Annotated in this window: 14 protein-coding genes and 1 pseudogene; 14 read left to right on the forward strand and 1 reads right to left on the reverse strand. The window is 52.6% G+C overall.

The annotated features are described in order from the left end of the window. Positions 1-69 precede the first annotated feature (69 nt). From I8J30_RS17865 to I8J30_RS17880, 4 genes are read left to right on the forward strand one after another with little or no spacing between them, the layout of a single operon-like run. Entirely contained in the window at positions 70-1,020 is a 951-nt protein-coding gene (locus tag I8J30_RS17865; RefSeq protein ID WP_210660195.1) for a ring-cleaving dioxygenase, read from the forward strand. After that, positions 1,017-1,631: an alpha/beta hydrolase gene (locus I8J30_RS17870; RefSeq protein ID WP_210660197.1), complete on the forward strand. Its 615-nt coding sequence runs from the start codon at positions 1,017-1,019 to the stop codon at positions 1,629-1,631. The genes I8J30_RS17865 and I8J30_RS17870 overlap by 4 nt, the downstream gene beginning before the upstream one ends. Before the next feature lie 40 nt (positions 1,632-1,671). Then, positions 1,672-2,283 (forward strand): flavin reductase family protein, encoded by a 612-nt coding sequence (locus I8J30_RS17875; protein WP_210660206.1) that lies wholly within the window; start codon positions 1,672-1,674, stop codon positions 2,281-2,283. 14 nt (positions 2,284-2,297) lie between these two features. Further along, positions 2,298-2,525, forward strand: a complete 228-nt coding sequence (locus tag I8J30_RS17880) for a DUF896 domain-containing protein (protein WP_210660208.1) — start codon at positions 2,298-2,300, stop codon at positions 2,523-2,525. Between the two features lie 54 nt (positions 2,526-2,579). Here I8J30_RS17880 and I8J30_RS17885 read toward each other — a convergent pair whose 3' ends face one another. Then, on the reverse strand, positions 2,580-3,191 hold the full coding sequence (locus I8J30_RS17885) for a nitroreductase family protein (protein WP_210660210.1): 612 nt from the start codon (positions 3,189-3,191) through the stop codon (positions 2,580-2,582). Between the two features lie 158 nt (positions 3,192-3,349). Here I8J30_RS17885 and xylB point away from each other — a divergent pair, with 158 nt between their 5' ends. From xylB to I8J30_RS17930, 10 genes and pseudogenes are all read left to right on the forward strand, one after another. Beyond that, positions 3,350-4,849, forward strand: coding sequence for a xylulokinase (gene xylB, locus I8J30_RS17890; protein ID WP_210660212.1), 1,500 nt, complete (start codon positions 3,350-3,352; stop codon positions 4,847-4,849). A 17-nt stretch (positions 4,850-4,866) separates the two neighbouring features. Beyond that, the gene (locus I8J30_RS17895; RefSeq protein WP_210660214.1) at positions 4,867-6,729 is read left to right on the forward strand and encodes a glycoside hydrolase family protein; all 1,863 of its coding nucleotides are present in this window, start codon (positions 4,867-4,869) and stop codon (positions 6,727-6,729) included. A 117-nt stretch (positions 6,730-6,846) separates the two neighbouring features. Next, on the forward strand, positions 6,847-7,713 hold the full coding sequence (locus tag I8J30_RS17900; RefSeq protein ID WP_210660216.1) for a M15 family metallopeptidase: 867 nt from the start codon (positions 6,847-6,849) through the stop codon (positions 7,711-7,713). 56 nt (positions 7,714-7,769) lie between these two features. Beyond that, positions 7,770-8,468, forward strand: coding sequence for a response regulator transcription factor (locus I8J30_RS17905; protein ID WP_210660218.1), 699 nt, complete (start codon positions 7,770-7,772; stop codon positions 8,466-8,468). Beyond that, positions 8,461-9,594 carry a HAMP domain-containing sensor histidine kinase gene (locus I8J30_RS17910; protein WP_210660219.1) on the forward strand — a complete coding sequence of 378 codons (1,134 nt, stop codon included), beginning with the start codon at positions 8,461-8,463 and terminating at the stop codon, positions 9,592-9,594. The genes I8J30_RS17905 and I8J30_RS17910 overlap by 8 nt, the downstream gene beginning before the upstream one ends. A gap of 467 nt (positions 9,595-10,061) precedes the next feature. After that, positions 10,062-10,238 (forward strand): hypothetical protein, encoded by a 177-nt coding sequence (locus tag I8J30_RS17915; protein ID WP_210660221.1) that lies wholly within the window; start codon positions 10,062-10,064, stop codon positions 10,236-10,238. Positions 10,239-10,286: 48 nt separating this feature from the next. Next, positions 10,287-10,901 (forward strand): annotated as a pseudogene (locus I8J30_RS34240) (glycoside hydrolase); the annotation flags it as partial. Between the two features lie 273 nt (positions 10,902-11,174). Beyond that, positions 11,175-11,933 carry an RICIN domain-containing protein gene (locus tag I8J30_RS34245; RefSeq protein WP_420831235.1) on the forward strand — a complete coding sequence of 253 codons (759 nt, stop codon included), beginning with the start codon at positions 11,175-11,177 and terminating at the stop codon, positions 11,931-11,933. Positions 11,934-12,207: 274 nt separating this feature from the next. After that, positions 12,208-13,032 carry a DUF429 domain-containing protein gene (locus tag I8J30_RS17925; protein ID WP_210660225.1) on the forward strand — a complete coding sequence of 275 codons (825 nt, stop codon included), beginning with the start codon at positions 12,208-12,210 and terminating at the stop codon, positions 13,030-13,032. 167 nt (positions 13,033-13,199) lie between these two features. Continuing rightward, on the forward strand, positions 13,200-15,815 hold the full coding sequence (locus tag I8J30_RS17930) for a sugar-binding protein (RefSeq protein ID WP_210660227.1): 2,616 nt from the start codon (positions 13,200-13,202) through the stop codon (positions 15,813-15,815). Positions 15,816-15,842: the final 27 nt, after the last annotated feature.

Consider the following 15,842-nt stretch of genomic DNA (forward strand, 5'->3'; position numbering starts at 1 on the left):
CGGAATACTAACTGAAATAGCTGCTGATTCTGCACTAAACTAACAATAATTCAATGGGAGTGATTGTTCATGTCATTACAGACTGCCGGTATTCACCACATTACAGCCTTTGCAAGAGATCCGCAGGCGAATGTCGATTTCTACGCAGGTATCCTTGGTCTGCGACTTGTAAAACGGACGATTAACTTTGATGCTCCGGATGTGTATCACCTGTACTTCGGCGACAAAGCCGGCACACCGGGCACCATTATCACCTTCTTCCCATGGCCGAATTCCCGCAAAGGTAAAGTTGGCGGCGGGCAAGTGGGGATTACCACCTATGTAGTTCCTGTTGGAGCACTCGGCTTCTGGGAAGATCGTTTGAAAGGCTTTGGGATTGAAACAACGAAGGTGACTCGTTTCTCCGAGGACTATCTTCAGTTCACGGATAACGAAGGGCTGCGGCTTGAAATCGTGGAACGCGAAGCCGGCGCGAACAATGAATGGTCCTTTGGCGGTGTTCCTACCGATAAAGCCATTAAAGGTTTTGGCGGAGCGGTATTGTTCAGTACCAAATCGGCGCAAACGAGACACGCTCTCGAGCATATCATGGGCATGACCCAAATCGGCGAGGATCAAGGCTATGCACGTTTCCAAACCTCAGCTGATCTCGGGAACCTTATCGATGTACCGGTAGCGGACATGGAGTGGGGAGCAGGCGGCGCAGGTACGGTGCACCATATTGCATGGAGAGCGAAGGATTTCGAGGAACATGCACAGTGGCAAACGGAAGTGCTGAACTCCGGCTATCAGCCGACTCAGATTATTGATCGCCAGTACTTTAACGCGATTTACTTCCGGGAAGCCGGCGGCATACTGTTCGAGATCGCTACGGATCCACCGGGATTCGCAAATGACGAAGCTGCAGATGCGCTGGGCGAGAAATTGATGCTGCCATCTTGGTTTGAGCCAAAACGTGATCAGATCGAAGCGAATCTGCATCCGATCCAAGTTCGTGAATTGGAGGCGAATAAGCAATGAGGCATATTTTCGAACAGGGCACATCTGCCGGTGCGCCGACATTAGTGCTGCTGCACGGCACAGGCGGAACGGAGAGAGATCTGATCTCGCTCGGACAACGGATCTCTCCTGGTTCTTCGCTGCTAAGCATTCGAGGTAACATTTTGGAGAATGGCATGCCGCGCTTCTTCCGGCGGTTGGCCGAAGGCATCTTCGATGAAGAGGATCTTGTTTTCCGTACCAAAGAGCTCTACGACTTCCTGGACGAAGCCGCAGCTCAATACGGCATTGACCGCAGCAGCTTCGTCGCTGTCGGGTACTCCAATGGCGCTAACATCGCAGGAAGCCTGCTGTTCCATTATGCCGATGCTTTCAAAGGCGCGATCCTGCATCATCCGATGGTTCCGCTGCGTGGAAAGGAGCTGCCCGTCTTGTCGGGTACTCCGATCTTCATCGGTGCCGGCACGAACGACCCGATCTGTTCGGCAAGCGAGACAGAGGAATTGCAGCAGCTGCTCGGCGGAGCGGGAGCCGATGTTGCCGTCCATTGGGAGAACTACGGTCACCAGTTGACCGCTTCCGAGGTCCATGCAGCCACGAAGTGGTTTGAAGAGCATTTTCCGCAAGCTTAATTGATGGATGGATGCTCAAAAGGGAGGTGCGAGGAAATCCATGATCTCCATAGATCCGTCGGCTCAAGGCGATCGAGATAATTATAAGCTTCTTATCGGCAGCGTCGTTCCGCGTCCCATCGCGTTTGTGACTACACTATCGGAGCAAGGGGTGTTGAACGGCGCGCCATTCAGCTATTTTTCCATCGTTTCCAGCAATCCGCCGCTCTTATCCGTAGCCGTTCAGCGCAAGAATGGCGTGATGAAGGACACGGCGCGAAATGCGGCTGCAACAGGCGAGCTTGTTATTCACATCGTGGATGAGACGAATGTGAAGGCCATTAATGAAACGGCAGCGAACTTGCCACCGGATGAAAGCGAGATAACAGTAGCAGGGCTCACGCCAATGGATAGCGAAACCGTTAAAGTGCCGGGGATTGCGGAGTCTAAGATAAGAATGGAATGTGTGCTGGAGCAGGCTATAGAGCTTGGCGGAACAGGCGGTACGCCGGGATGTGACCTGTTGATTGCGCGAGTGGTCCGTTTTCAGATCTCGGAAGAGCTTCTGGAGAATGGGAGAATCGATGCGCACAAGCTGGCTCCTGTCAGCCGCATGGCAGGCAATTATTATGCAAACTTGGGCAGATTGTTTGAGATGGAACGTCCGAGGTAAAGGAGTGAGCCATTATGCTGAATATACTTAATCGAATTAATGAGCTATCCAGGAAGCAAAAAGATATCGGCTTAACGGATGCCGAGAAAACGGAACAGGCCGAGCTGCGCAAAGAATATCTTCGGATCTTTCGCGGTTCTGTAGGCAGTCTGCTCTTGCATTCGACGATTATCGATCCCGATGGGAACGATGTTACACCGGAGAAGCTGAAACAGGAACAGGCGAGAAGAGCAGCACACTAGTACCGGCTGGCATAGTTAAAGAAAGAAGCAGCGAGACCATCGCTGCTTCTTTCTTTATTTGAAAACCTTAAAGCGTTCCTCGATCGGCTTGAATTGCTTCTCTCCGGCCGGCGCAGTCGGTTTACCGAATGGCATATGAGCAATGAGCTTCCACTTCTCGGGAATGCTCCATTCGTTCTTCACCTTCTCATCGATCAGCGGATTGTAATGCTGAAGACTTGCACCTAACCCTTCGTTCGCTAAGGCGGTCCATATGACAAATTGATGCATGGCATTCGTATGCTGCGACCAATCCGGAAACCTGTCCTGATATGTAGGGAATTGCGCCTGCAGCCCTTCGACAATGCTTTCATCCTCGAAGAAAAGAATGGAGCCGTAGCCCGCTTTGAAGCTGTCCATCTTCTGCTGCGTGGATTCAAACTGCTCTGCCGGCACGATCGCCTTCAACACCTGCGTCGTGATATCCCACAGTTTATCGTGCTGCTCCCCCAGGAGCAGGACGATCCTGGTACTCTGCGAATTAAAGGCCGATGGCGTATGCTTCACGGCATCACTAATGATTTCTTCGATACGACTATCCGGAATGGGTGATTCTTTGCTCAGCGCATAGATGGTGCGTCTCTCGCGGATCCCCGACAGAAACGCATTGCTTGTTGTAGAAGCCATTGGTACCTCCTCTGATGCTGTTTTAAAAGCACCTTATTATTTGGTAAAACACGACCGGATATGTATGCTTGTCTTCGTTTGCATGCTTGTGTATGATTGTTGTGACTATTCTGTATATTGATTATGTTTTATAGGTAAAACTCGCGGAGGTGGAAGGAATGGAAGCTCTGCTGGGGATCGATATCGGAACCTCAAGCGTCAAATCCATGCTCATGGATGTAGAAGGCCGAATGCTCGGGTTTGCTCAACTGGACTATGAGACGCACATTCCATCCCCGTTTTATGCCGAACAAGATCCGGAGGAATGGTGGCATCTAACCTGCAAGACAACGGCGGCGGCGCTGCAGCAGGCGAACCTCGGAGCAGAGCGGATTATCGGAATCGGCCTCTCCGGACAGATGCATGGGCTGGTGGCTCTGGATGAGAATGGCGAAGTCATTCGACCGTCAATCATCTGGTGCGACCAACGCACCGTTGGCGAGAAGCTTGAGCTTGAGAAGGTATTCACACCGAAAGAGCTGGGCGAGCTGATTCAAAATCCGGTGGCGACGGGGTTCCAGCTTCTTTCGCTCATGTGGATGAAGAACCATGAACCGGAGTTGTATCGCCGTATTCGGTCCGTAATTCTCCCGAAGGACTATGTTCGATACCGGCTAACGGGCGCTATCGGCGTGGAAACGACGGACGCATCCAGTACCTCGGCTTACAATGTCGCGGACAGATGCTGGTCGGAAGAGCTGTTCGCGAAAGTGGGCATTGATCAAGCCTTATTCCCAACCGCCGGGGAGCCGTGGCAAATCAGCGGGAGCGTTACGCGGCAAGCGGCGGCCGAAGGGCCATTCGCTGTAGGGACTCCGGTCGTGTACGGCGGGGCGGATCAGCCGATGCAAGCCATTGGAAACGGTATTGTTTCACCGGGTACAGTTTCCTGTACGATTGGAACAGGCGGTCAATTGTTCGCTCCGATCGTTCGGCCTGTCTATGATGAGCTGCTTCGTACGCACACTTATGTGCACGCTGTGCCGGATCGCTGGTATTTGCTCGGAGCCTCCATGAGTGCCGGACTTTCGCTCAGATGGTTGGCCGGGCAAATTTTGCACGACACCGACTATCCGCGGTTAGATGAACGAGCTGAAGCCATACCGGCCGGCAGCGAAGGGGTTATTTTCTTACCTTATCTGGCCGGTGATCGTACACCTCATATGGATCCGCATGCGAAAGGGATGTTCTTCGGTTTGACGCTAAAGCATACCGATGCCCATCTTGTTCGATCGGTACTGGAAGGAGTCGGCTACTCGATGCGGGACAGCTTGGAGATCTTCAAGTCGCTTGGCGTCGGGATGGATAAGCTGATCGTTTCGGGAGGCGGCGCGAAGAGCGATCTGTGGAAGCAGATTCTCGCCGATATTCTCGGGGTCGACGTATATGTAAGCACGATGCGGGAGCAAGCATGCTTCGGAGCGGCGATGATTGCAGGCGTAGGCGTGCAGGTCTACAGCAGCGTGGAGTCGGCGTGTGCCGCTATCGTTAGCATCCATGAACAGCCTGTTGTACCGATTCAAGCAAACGCAGCTAAGTATGAGCGGGGCTATCGAACCTACAAACAGCTTTATGAGCGTAATCGGGACTTATTTCTTCCTACCTCAGAAACGGAATAGAACGGAGTGAATCATTCATGAGCCAGCCTGCAGAGATACCTTGCGATTTGATTCTAAATCAACGCGAAGCCAGCCAGTTCGATTGGGGAAATGTTCAGCGATTGTCGATGCAAGTTGCGATTGCGCAAGTGTCTGATGAGGATTACGTGTCCATTGTTCAGCAGGAGCAGGATCAGGAGCAGGAGCAGTCGCCCAAGGAGATTATTCGCGTCTATTCCGGAACTTCGGCTGCCGTGCGGAAGCCTTCGATCATCGTGGAATTTCGTACGGATGCACGTCCGAATCCGTTAACCTTAACTGTTCCGTGGGATTCCATTGGAGGCGGTGCGCATTCACTATTCGTCAGTTATAACGGGTACTCCGTCCGCTTCTATGTCGACGGTGTGCTGGTGGACGAAGATTGGCCGATGGGTTCACTGCCGTTGACGAATGCGGTAATCAAGGTCGGCGATTCCGGCGATAAGCTCTCTGTATGGAAAAACGCGATCACCCCCGAGAGACCTTCAACGCAGCTGGAGGATCAATATCTTGGCGTGGAGCCGACTTCGATCCAGTATTGGAAGCCGCGCGGACACAATACCGGCGTCGGGGATTGCATGCCGTTCTTCGATGGCGAACGATTCCGCTTGTTTTACTTGTACGACCGCAGAGGCCATGCGAGCAAATGGAGTCTTGGCGCGCATCAATGGGCTCAAATTAGTACGCGCGACTTCAAATCCTGGGAGCATCATCCCATGGCAGTGGCCATTACGGCCGACTGGGAAGGTTCAATCTGCACAGGCTCGATCATCGTAAAGGATCACACCTATTATGCTTATTTTGCCGTAAGGGCCACGGACGGCTCCCCGGCCAAATTATCCTATGCCACAAGCACGGATGGTTCGGAGTTCCGCAAATCCGAGCAGTACATAGGGCTGTCCACTAAGTATTCGCTGGCATCGGTTCGGGATCCGCATGTGTTCCGGGATGAAGACGGCCTATATCATATGCTGATTACAACGAGTCTGCTCTCGACTTCTCGCAATCAGGGCTGCTTAGCCCATTTGACGTCCGCGGATCTCGTGGATTGGACGGAGCAGGAGCCGTTTATCGTACCGGGGTATCATGATGAACCGGAATGCTCGGATTATTTTCAGTGGGATGGCTGGTATTATCTGATTTTCAGTAACGACGGCGTGGCGCGGTACCGTTATTCACGAGAGCCGATGGGCCCTTGGCTGCGGCCGGCGATGGATGTTTTCGATTGCGTGCAATGGCGCGTGCCTAAGACGGCGGCCTATCATGATGGGCGCAGAATGGCGGCCGGTTTCCTATCCACGCCGGATCGGTACGCGGGAGAACTCGTCATTCGTGAGCTTGTGCAGCATGCCGACGGTACATTAGGGTTCAAGCCCATGCCGGAATTGGCAGCGGATCCGATTGCTTTGCATGAGATTGGCCCGGTAGCATTGAGTGACTTTAACGGACTTATTTATCGCGATATCGAGTTCGAGGGGGCTGCTGATCTGATCGTTTCTTGTCAGGCGACCCCCGAAAACCGCAACTTATATTACGGCTTATCCATTGCCGGTCCGAACGGATTCGAGGACGGTCATACGATTCGATTCGATCCTTCTCGGCGCAAAGTCGGCATTCATCGTGCCCATTGTTCCTCTTTGCTTGAGAATGAAGCGGCTTCGATCTATGAAGTTCCGGGCTTGCACGAAACCACCTCGATTGAGGCCGTGATCAAACAGGATTGGATCGACCTCTGCGTGAATGGCAATCGGACGTTAATTTCAAGATTCCAAAGGCAGGCACAAGCACCGCTGAAGCTGCGCTTGTATGCTCAATTCGGCAGCGTCGCGTTCGATGATATTCGGATTGGGGAACTGGCTTAACCATTTGAAAAGTTAGGTGCCTTCGAAGTTTAAGAAATCCTTTAGGTTTTCCCCCACTTCTTCTTAACAAGTTTTCTTTATCCTTAGAAGCATCAAGAGATAAGGGAGGCTTGGGGGATGAAGAAGTGGGTTTTTTGTTTTATTGTGCTCGTATCCCTGCTGTTCGGCTATGGTGTGCGGGAGACCAAACTGAACGCGGATAATGAAATCCAATTGAATGAAGGCAAGCAAGCTCAAGCGGCGGAAGCCCAAATGAGTGAGCTTCATATAGATGAAGATCAGATCTATCAAGGCGACTTATTGCTAGTGAATAAGGATTATCCGGTGCACCCGGAAGGCGAAGAGAGCGGCGCGGTCAATTTGTCTCAGCATTTAGAGCTGGTGAACGGATTCCGTTTACAGGATAATGAAATTATGCTGTCGCCAACATTGGCACGTAAATTCGCGGACATGGTAAAGGCTGCGAAGAACGATGGCGTGAGCCATTTTATCATCAACAGCGGGTATCGGAATCATGAGGAGCAGAATCGGCTTTATGCTCAGAAGGGTGCTGACTACGCGCTGCCGGCGGGCTACAGCGAACATCATCTGGGGTTATCCCTTGATATTGGTTCGGCGCAGGCAGAAATGAGTCAATCGCTTGAGGGCAAATGGCTGAAGAAGAATGCATGGCGCTATGGATTTATTTTGCGGTATCCCGAGGACAAAACGGAGATCACAGGGATCGAGTCGGAGCCGTGGCATTTCCGTTACGTCGGGTTGCCGCACAGCGCGGTGATGCAGAAGAAGGATGTTGTCCTGGAGCAATATATGGACTATTTGAAGGAAAAGAAGCAAATCACGATTACCATTGATAAAGAAACTTTTGAGATTTCGTATTATCCGATCACCGGGACTACCACGATTCCGGTACCGGCGAACGGGAGCTATGAAGTGTCAGGCAACAATAAGGACGGGGTCATTGTGACCGCCCAAATCAAGTAATCGAAGTATGAAACTTACGAGCATGCCTCATGCTAATGGTATCCAGGGAGGAACCGATGAAGTCGATCACAATTCTAATCGCAGACGATGAGGCAGAGATTGCCGATCTAATCGAGCTGCATTTACTCAAAGAAGGCTATAACTGCATAAAAGTCGGGGATGGCCACGAGGCGGTTGCTGCGATTCAGAAGCAGCCCATTGACTTGGCGATTCTGGATATCATGATGCCGAAGCTGGATGGCTATGAAGCGACAAGGCAGATTCGTGCTCATTATAACCTGCCTATTATCTTCCTAAGCGCCAAAACGACCGACCTCGACAAAATTACCGGACTCGTCAGCGGCGCGGATGATTATGTAACCAAACCGTTCAACCCGATGGAACTGGTTGCTCGCGTGAACGCGCAGCTGAGGCGTTCGATGCAGCTGAATCAGCCTGCGGCTGCGAACACATCGGTTGTGGTGGAAGCGGGAGGTTTGCTGATTAATCCGGAACAGCGCACCGTTGTCCTTTATGGGGAAATGATCGAGATTACGCCGAAAGAGTTCGATATCCTGTACCTGCTGGCCAGTCATCCGAAGAAGGTGTTCAGCGCGGAGCAAATTTTTCTCCAGGTGTGGGGCGAGGCTTATTTTGAAGGCAACAATACGGTTATGGTTCATATTCGTACCCTGCGCAAGAAGCTGGGTGAAGATGTTCGTAAAAACAAGCTGATCAAAACGGTGTGGGGAGTGGGGTATTCCTTCCATGGCTGAGATGGTCCGCAGCTTCCGATTCAAGATGCTGCAATACTTTGGCTTCAGCATGGTTTTGTCGGCTGGCATTACTTATCTGCTCTATAGGGTGCTGCAGCTCTATTATTCCACAACAAAGCGGGAAAGTCCGCTCTATACGATACGGACGTTCATTGGCGAAATAGGGGATATCAACTTCTTCATGATTGTGTTTATCCCCCTCTCCATTTTGTTTTTCTTCCTCTTCACGAGCCGTTATGCGTCCTATTTTCGCGAAATATCGAGCGGGATCAATCAGCTTGCCAACGGCGACTTCAACAATCGTGTACAGCTCTCCTCCAATGACGAGTTCGAGGATATTGCGCGGGATATTAATCTGGCCAGCGAGAAATTGAAGCAAGCGCTGGAGCGAGGCGATTTTGCAGAAAACAGCAAGGAGCAGCTGGTCTTGAATTTGGCGCATGATTTGCGCACGCCGCTAACCTCGGTGCTCGGTTATCTCGATTTCATTCTTCGCGGCGATCAGCTGACACCGGAGCAAATCAACCATTATACGAGCATCGCGTACACGAAATCGCAGCGGCTGGAGAAGCTGATTGACGAGCTGTTCGAAATTACCCGAGTGAATTATGGCAAGCTGCAAGTGGAGAAGAAGCCGCTCGATCTGAGCGAGCTTCTTATTCAGTTAAACGAGGAGCTCTATCCGGCGCTGGAGAAAAACAATCTGACTACGCGCCTGAATGTGGCTCCGCATCTGACCGTCACGGGGGACGGCGAGCTGCTGGCACGTGTGTTCGAGAATTTGCTGACCAATGCCATTCGCTACGGCAGAGAGGGACGTTTCATCGATCTCAATGGCTGGATCGAAGCGGAGGAAGCCGTCATTCAGGTGCTCAACTATGGCACCTGCATTCCTCCGGAGGAACTGCCGTACATCTTCGATATGTTCTACACCGGCGATAAAGCACGAACCCAGCGCAGCGAAGGAAGCACGGGTCTTGGCCTGTCCATCGCGAAGAACATCGTCACGCAGCATCAAGGGACCATTACGGCGCAGAGCGACGTCATTCGCACGTTGTTCGAGGTCCGTTTGCCGCGCAATATGGAACCGGGCGGAGTCGGCGAAGCTGACGGGGATGAGGGATAGGCTGGTCGCTGAGAGATCGATTTCGGAACTCTCGGCATCGAATCGGCGCGATTTCGGCGGTGAGAGTTCGTTTTTCGAACTCTCGGCCTCCAACGCGAGGGGATAATGGTTAGTGTGGTCGCTGAGAGATCGATTTCGGAACTCTCAGCGACCACCTGGGAAGCATGCTCGTACAGAGTTACGAGATGAATAGCAGGAGCTCGCTGGTGCCAAGCGGGCTTTTTTATTTTCGAAAGCGCCATAAATTGACAACGCTTACATATAAATATGGTACAATCTAGTTGCTTGCCGCTCTTTTATGAAATGGGTTTCATCGCTGCGGCGGGCAAGTTTATTGCTCTATTCCTGTTTATCGATTTGATCGTAAAGGGGGTGAGGCGAAACGAAGGGACGGACTGTGCGGTCCGCCTAAGTTGCGTGATCAGTTGCCTGATGAACATTCGAATATGGAGAGGAGCAATGAAGTAATGTTGAAACGAATGGGTATGTTCATTTTCAGCTGGGTGGTGATGGTGACGATGATGGGATCGGGCTTGGGCGGCATGAATGTTCCCAAGGTAAATGCAGCTGCATATACGGCGGTTGTTAACCCCAGTGTCCAATATCAGACGTGGGAAGGCTGGGGCACGACGCTCGCTTGGTAGGCGCACCGTGTCGGAGGTGCAGCCGATTCGGTACGCAACGATTATGCGGACCGTTTGTTCAGCACGAGCGGGCTGAATTTGAACATCGTGCGCTACAATATCGGCGGCGGCGAGAATCCCGCCTATCCGAACCATATGGACTTGCGGGCGAGAATCCCCGGCTATAAGGCTTCGGCTGCCGCAAGCTACGATTGGACGGCGGACGCCAATCAACGCTGGGTGTTGAACGCCGCGAAGTCGCGAATCAACTCGAGCGAGTTTATCGCCGAGGCGTTCGCCAACTCGCCTCCGTGGTGGATGACGAAGAGCGGCAGCGTTACGGGGAATACCAACGCAGATGAGAACCTGAAGGTAGATATGTATGATGATTTCGCGGATTATCTGACTACGGTTGCGCAGCATTTTCAGAGCAACTGGGGCGTGACTTTCCGTACACTCTCTGCCTTTAACGAACCCAGCTCCGCTTATTGGACGTTCGGCAATCGCCAAGAGGGCAACCGCATGTACCCCGCCAATCAACAGATCATGATCGGTGAGCTGTACAATTCGCTGACCACGAAAGGCTTAACGACAGGCATCAGCGCGCCGGAAGAGACGAGCATCGATCTTGCGAGGGATACGATCAACAGTTACTCGGCGGCGACGAAGGCGAAGCTTGTGCAGTACAATTCCCATACGTACGGCGGCAGTGACCGTGTTGGCTTGAACACCGCAGCCGGCGGCAAGCGGATTTGGAACTCCGAACACGGCGACGGGGAAGCGAACGGGATTACGATGTCGCGGAATATTTTATGGGATATCAAATATATGAAAAATTCAGCATGGGTCTATTGGCAAGCGGTAGAGACGCCTGGCGGCTGGGGAATGATCGAAACCGATCTGAACAATGCCGGCGCGAACCTCGGCACCTTTACAGTGAAGAAGAAGTACTATTCCATGGCCCAGTGGAGCAAATACATCCGCCCAGGCTACAAAATCCTCGATATCGCCGATGGAGATTCCATTGCAGCCTATGATAGCGCGGGAAGCAAGCTCGTCATCGTTACGGTCAACGACTCCTCTGCTTCCAACACGGTGACCTATGACCTGTCGCAATTTGCGAATGTGACCGGTTCGGTGACGGGGACGCGGACCAGCGGCACGGAGAATTTGGCTGCGGTCTCCGGCCTTGCGCTCTCGAACAAGAAATTTACGGCGACGGTTCCGGCCGGTTCTGTCAGCACATTCGTCGTCACCGGCGTGTCAGGTGTCAGCACGCCGACAATCGACACGTCTGCCTACTACAAGCTGGTGAATCGCAACAGCAGCAAGCTGATGGATGTCAGCCAAGCATCGCAGGCGGACGGAGCCGATGTCATCCAGTGGACAGATAACGGCGGTACGAACCAAATGTGGCAATTCGTTTCCGTCGGCAGCGGCTACTACAAGCTGGTAAACCGCAATAGCGGCAAGGTGCTCGATGTATCAGGGCAATCCACCGCGGATGGCGGCAATGTGGTCCAGAATACAAGCGGCACAGGCCTTAGTCAGCAATGGCAGCCGGTACTCGTCGGAAGCTATTACAAGCTGATTAACCGCAATAGCGGCAAACTCGCGGATGTTAGCGGCGCATCCACCGCGGATGGCGGCGATGTCATCCAGTACTTCGACAACGGCGGAACGAATCAGCAGTGGCAGCTCGTGAAAGTGAATTGACGGCGGAGCATAATGAAATCCTGACCAGCCGGACCCTTAATAGGGTCCGGCTTTTCATTGCCCACGTTGCCGTAAGCCCGGCGAATTAATAGATTGAATCTCCCTATCAGAGGGGAGGGGCCGTGTTCTAACGGTTGGCATAGCGCTTATTTGAATTATTTATGCATCATATGAACGCTAAGTCTCGGACTGGCGATTGGACACTTATGCGGAGTATGATTGGAATATGGTGCGCGAAACGATTGAAGTTGTCTTTTATATAGGGGGAGAATGCGTGTATATCGGTGTCGATGGTTCCAAGAATCAATGGGTAGCAGCTTTACTGGCAGGCACTAAGGAAGGGACAACCATCCGCTATGTCCAGGTGGAGCATTTGGAAGAGCTCTGGGCTGAATTCGGCACCGCTTGCCGGAAGCTGTTGATTGATATGCCGCTTGGGCTCAGCAGCAGCGGCAAACGTAGGTGCGATGAATTAGTAATGGACATGCTGGGTCCTGCCAATAAGAAGAGATGCTTCCATGCGCCCAGCTACAACGCGTTAGAGGAATGGCGGCGGCTTTCGCATGCGGACTCGGAAGGTGTTCCTTCCCTGTCGCCAAGAGAGAGATACGATGCGATTAATGGCATTAATGTGAAAGAGACGCAGCTGAATCTGACCCCTCCCGGCTATGCATTGGTTCCCAGAATCGCGAATGTGCGTGATTTCGTGTTAAGCATCGCGGACCGTTCCATGGTCTCGGAAGCACACCCCGAAGTTTGCTTCATCGCCTTATCGAATCGTGGCAGCTTCTCAAGCAAGCATCATCTCCCCGGCCTATTCGAACGGCTCGCGGTTATTCAGGCCGAGATCCCGAATTATATCCACGATCTCGCTAATGGCGGAAACCGGGTCTGGAGCAACGTTTCAGCTAAAATGGACGATGTCCTGGATGCGACGGTCCTTGCGCTGACCGCACGAATGATGATGGAGAACCCCGCAAGCATAAGGCGTATAACGGATGAGCCGCCGATCAACGATCAGTCGGGCATTCCGATTGAAATCGTCTATGCCAGCAACAATCACAATTCCAATAGAACAGAGGTAAAGATCTTCAATTGACGCTGATGTGGCCGTAAAGTACGATATGCGCGAAGCGCAATGGAAATCATGTGCTAATCCAGCCGCAAAGGGGGAAGATTGGTTACTTACCGTGCAGCGCCACGTATGAAGGCTTCATTCCATCCACCATGGGTCGACATGATTAAACTCTATTGGGAGGTTCTATCATGAAAAGAAGCAGCAGGATCTCGGCTGTACTGGTCTTCGCGATGCTGGCTATGTTGCTATCCACATTAGTCCTGCCGGCAAGTGTTAGCGCTTACAGTACGCCGAATACAAGAGGCGGTATAATGGGGCAATGGTATTTCGGCACGCAGGCTGAACTGAATACGGCCGCAGACAATGTCGTGGCTGCAGGCTTGAAGTGGGTAAGGTTAGATTTGAGATGGGACATCGTGCAAGCAGGCGGAGCTTCCTCCTACGACTGGAGCTGGCCGGACAAAATGGTCAATACCGCTCTGAGCAGAGGGCTCAAAGTCATGCTTGTGGCAGGCTATACGCCAAGCTGGGCGAATGGCGGCAACTCGGACACGCGTTACTATCCCAATGCCGCGAACATTAACGCGTGGAAGAACTTCCTCGATCTTGGCGTAAGGCGCTACTTACCGCTTGGAGTAACTACCTATGAGCTGTGGAATGAGCCGAACTACTCGGTCCAATCCAGTCCTTCTTTATTCGTCAGCAACATTCTGATTCCGGGAGCGACGGCCATTCGAGCGGCATCTGCCGATTTGCATGTACCGGTCACGATCGTGAACGGCGCGCCGGCGAACCTGATCAATGTGTCCGGCATTGTGGACCCTTACGCTTGGGTAACGGGGATTTATGCGAACGGGGGGAAGAACTATTTTGACGCATTGGCGATCCATCCGTACTGCTGGCCTGCCGCTCCGACAACGCCTAGCGTCTGGAATGCTCTATTGCGCGCAGATGAAATTCATACGATTATGGCCAACAACGGGGACGGGAATAAACAAATATGGGCGACGGAATTCGGATACCCCACTTCCGGTCCGAATACGGTAACCGAGCAGCAGCAAAGCGACTATATCGTATCTGCTTTCCAAGTGTGGACGCAGTCTGCATGGGCAGCTTGGACGGGGCCGATGTTTCTGTACACGTACAAAGACGGCAGTACCAATTTGAATGATCCGGAATCGAATTTCGGTTTGCTTCGCAACAACAATACGTTCAAGCCGGTGATGAGTCAGCTTCTCGCGGTGATGACGAATTCTCCGCCGCCGCCGGCTCCGGCCACCTCAGGTTACGGCGGTACAACGCCTCCGCCAACGACAGGCACCTTTAATGCGACCCAAGTCAGCTCGGCAGTAACGATCGACGGTAATGTGGATACGGCTTGGACCGGCAAAGTAACCAATGCCATCTCCAAAGTATCCATCGGAACGGTATCGGGATCATCCGATCTCTCCGGCAACTTCGGCGTCCTGTGGGACAGCGCCAATCTCTATGTCATGGCCGACATCAATGACGATACGCTCCGAAATGACTCGGCTGCGGCATCGGATGATGACAGCATCGATATATATTTGGATATGAACCATGATCATTCAACGACGTACGGCGCTGATGACTTCATGTATCAGGTCGGCTACGGGGACACGACGGCCAGCGAGCTTAAGCACAGCGCAACGTCTGGCGTAAGTGTGGCGACAACAGCAAGAACCGGCGGTTACCGGATCGAGGTGAAGATTCCGTGGACAACGCTCGGCAAAGTGCCGACGGCCAATATGAGCTTCGGCTTCGACATGATGATTAACGATGATGACGATGGAGGCGTGCGCGACTCGCAGATGGGCTGGAATGACGGAACCGCGAATGCGTATCTCAACCCGAGTCTATTCGGAGACGGGACGTTAATCAGCTCGCCGCCGCCATCGGGCGGCGGAACAACGGTTTATGAGGCAGAGAACGGAACTTACGCCGGCGGCGGCCAGCAGCAGACGGCAACCAATGCATCCAATGGGAAAGTCGTTGGCAACTTAAACAGCGTCGGTGCTTCCTCGCAGGTGAGCAACGTTGATGGAGGCGCAGGAGGCAATGCGACATTGGTGATCCGCTTCTCGAATGCGAATACGGCTGCAAGAACGCTAAGTCTGTACGTGAACAGTGTGAAAATCCAGCAAACGAGCTTCGCGCCGACAGGCAGCTGGAACACATTCGCCAATACGAGCTCCATTACGATTCCGCTGAATGCCGGCGCAACGAATACGATTAAGATTCAGCGGGACTCGGCCGATAATCCGGCAGCGGATATCGACAGCTACACGGTGACAACATCCGCCTCCTTTTCGGGCCTCTTGATTAACGGCTTTGAGAATACGGCACAGTGGGCAGGCGAGGCTGCGCGAACGGCGGATACAACGAAGAAAACAGAAGGCGCCCAGTCCATCAAGTTCCATTACACCGTGCCATCGAGCGGCTGGGCAAACGGCTATTACACCATTAGCAATCCTTATGCGGATATCGCAAATGCGACCAGCTTGAAGATTGATGTCTATCCGACAACGCAGACGCCGACGGGGCAAACCGAACCGATCGTGCTTAAGCTGCAGGATCAGACGGGCGGCGTTATCTACGAGGATCGGCTGCCGAACTTAACGGCGAATCAGTGGAACACCGTGACCATCAGCTTGACCGGAATTGCGCAGGAGAATCGTCATCAGCTTAACAGCGTGAATCTGTATCTGTGGTCCGGATTCACGGCTCAAATCAACGGCAGATCGACATTGGACTACTATTTCGATAATCTGCGAGTGCAATAGTTGTTACAGCTATAAATGAATCAAGCC

Source organism: Paenibacillus lignilyticus, from assembly GCF_017942085.1.
Taxonomy (GTDB): Bacteria; Bacillota; Bacilli; order Paenibacillales; family Paenibacillaceae; genus Paenibacillus_Z; species Paenibacillus_Z lignilyticus.

Bases quoted from the DNA above. Each gene is read 5' to 3' on its own strand.
- I8J30_RS17895 (WP_210660214.1), top strand. From the start codon at position 4,867: ATGAGCCAGCCTGCAGAGATACCTTGCGATTTGATTCTAAATCAACGC.
- I8J30_RS17930 (WP_210660227.1), top strand. From the start codon at position 13,200: ATGAAAAGAAGCAGCAGGATCTCGGCTGTACTGGTCTTCGCGATGCTG.
- I8J30_RS17865 (WP_210660195.1), top strand. From the start codon at position 70: ATGTCATTACAGACTGCCGGTATTCACCACATTACAGCCTTTGCAAGA.
- I8J30_RS17900 (WP_210660216.1), top strand. From the start codon at position 6,847: ATGAAGAAGTGGGTTTTTTGTTTTATTGTGCTCGTATCCCTGCTGTTC.
- I8J30_RS17905 (WP_210660218.1), top strand. From the start codon at position 7,770: ATGAAGTCGATCACAATTCTAATCGCAGACGATGAGGCAGAGATTGCC.
- I8J30_RS34245 (WP_420831235.1), top strand. From the start codon at position 11,175: ATGGCCCAGTGGAGCAAATACATCCGCCCAGGCTACAAAATCCTCGAT.
- I8J30_RS17875 (WP_210660206.1), top strand. From the start codon at position 1,672: ATGATCTCCATAGATCCGTCGGCTCAAGGCGATCGAGATAATTATAAG.
- I8J30_RS17880 (WP_210660208.1), top strand. From the start codon at position 2,298: ATGCTGAATATACTTAATCGAATTAATGAGCTATCCAGGAAGCAAAAA.
- I8J30_RS17915 (WP_210660221.1), top strand. From the start codon at position 10,062: ATGTTGAAACGAATGGGTATGTTCATTTTCAGCTGGGTGGTGATGGTG.
- I8J30_RS17885 (WP_210660210.1), bottom strand. From the start codon at position 3,191: ATGGCTTCTACAACAAGCAATGCGTTTCTGTCGGGGATCCGCGAGAGA.
- I8J30_RS17870 (WP_210660197.1), top strand. From the start codon at position 1,017: ATGAGGCATATTTTCGAACAGGGCACATCTGCCGGTGCGCCGACATTA.
- I8J30_RS17910 (WP_210660219.1), top strand. From the start codon at position 8,461: ATGGCTGAGATGGTCCGCAGCTTCCGATTCAAGATGCTGCAATACTTT.
- xylB (WP_210660212.1), top strand. From the start codon at position 3,350: ATGGAAGCTCTGCTGGGGATCGATATCGGAACCTCAAGCGTCAAATCC.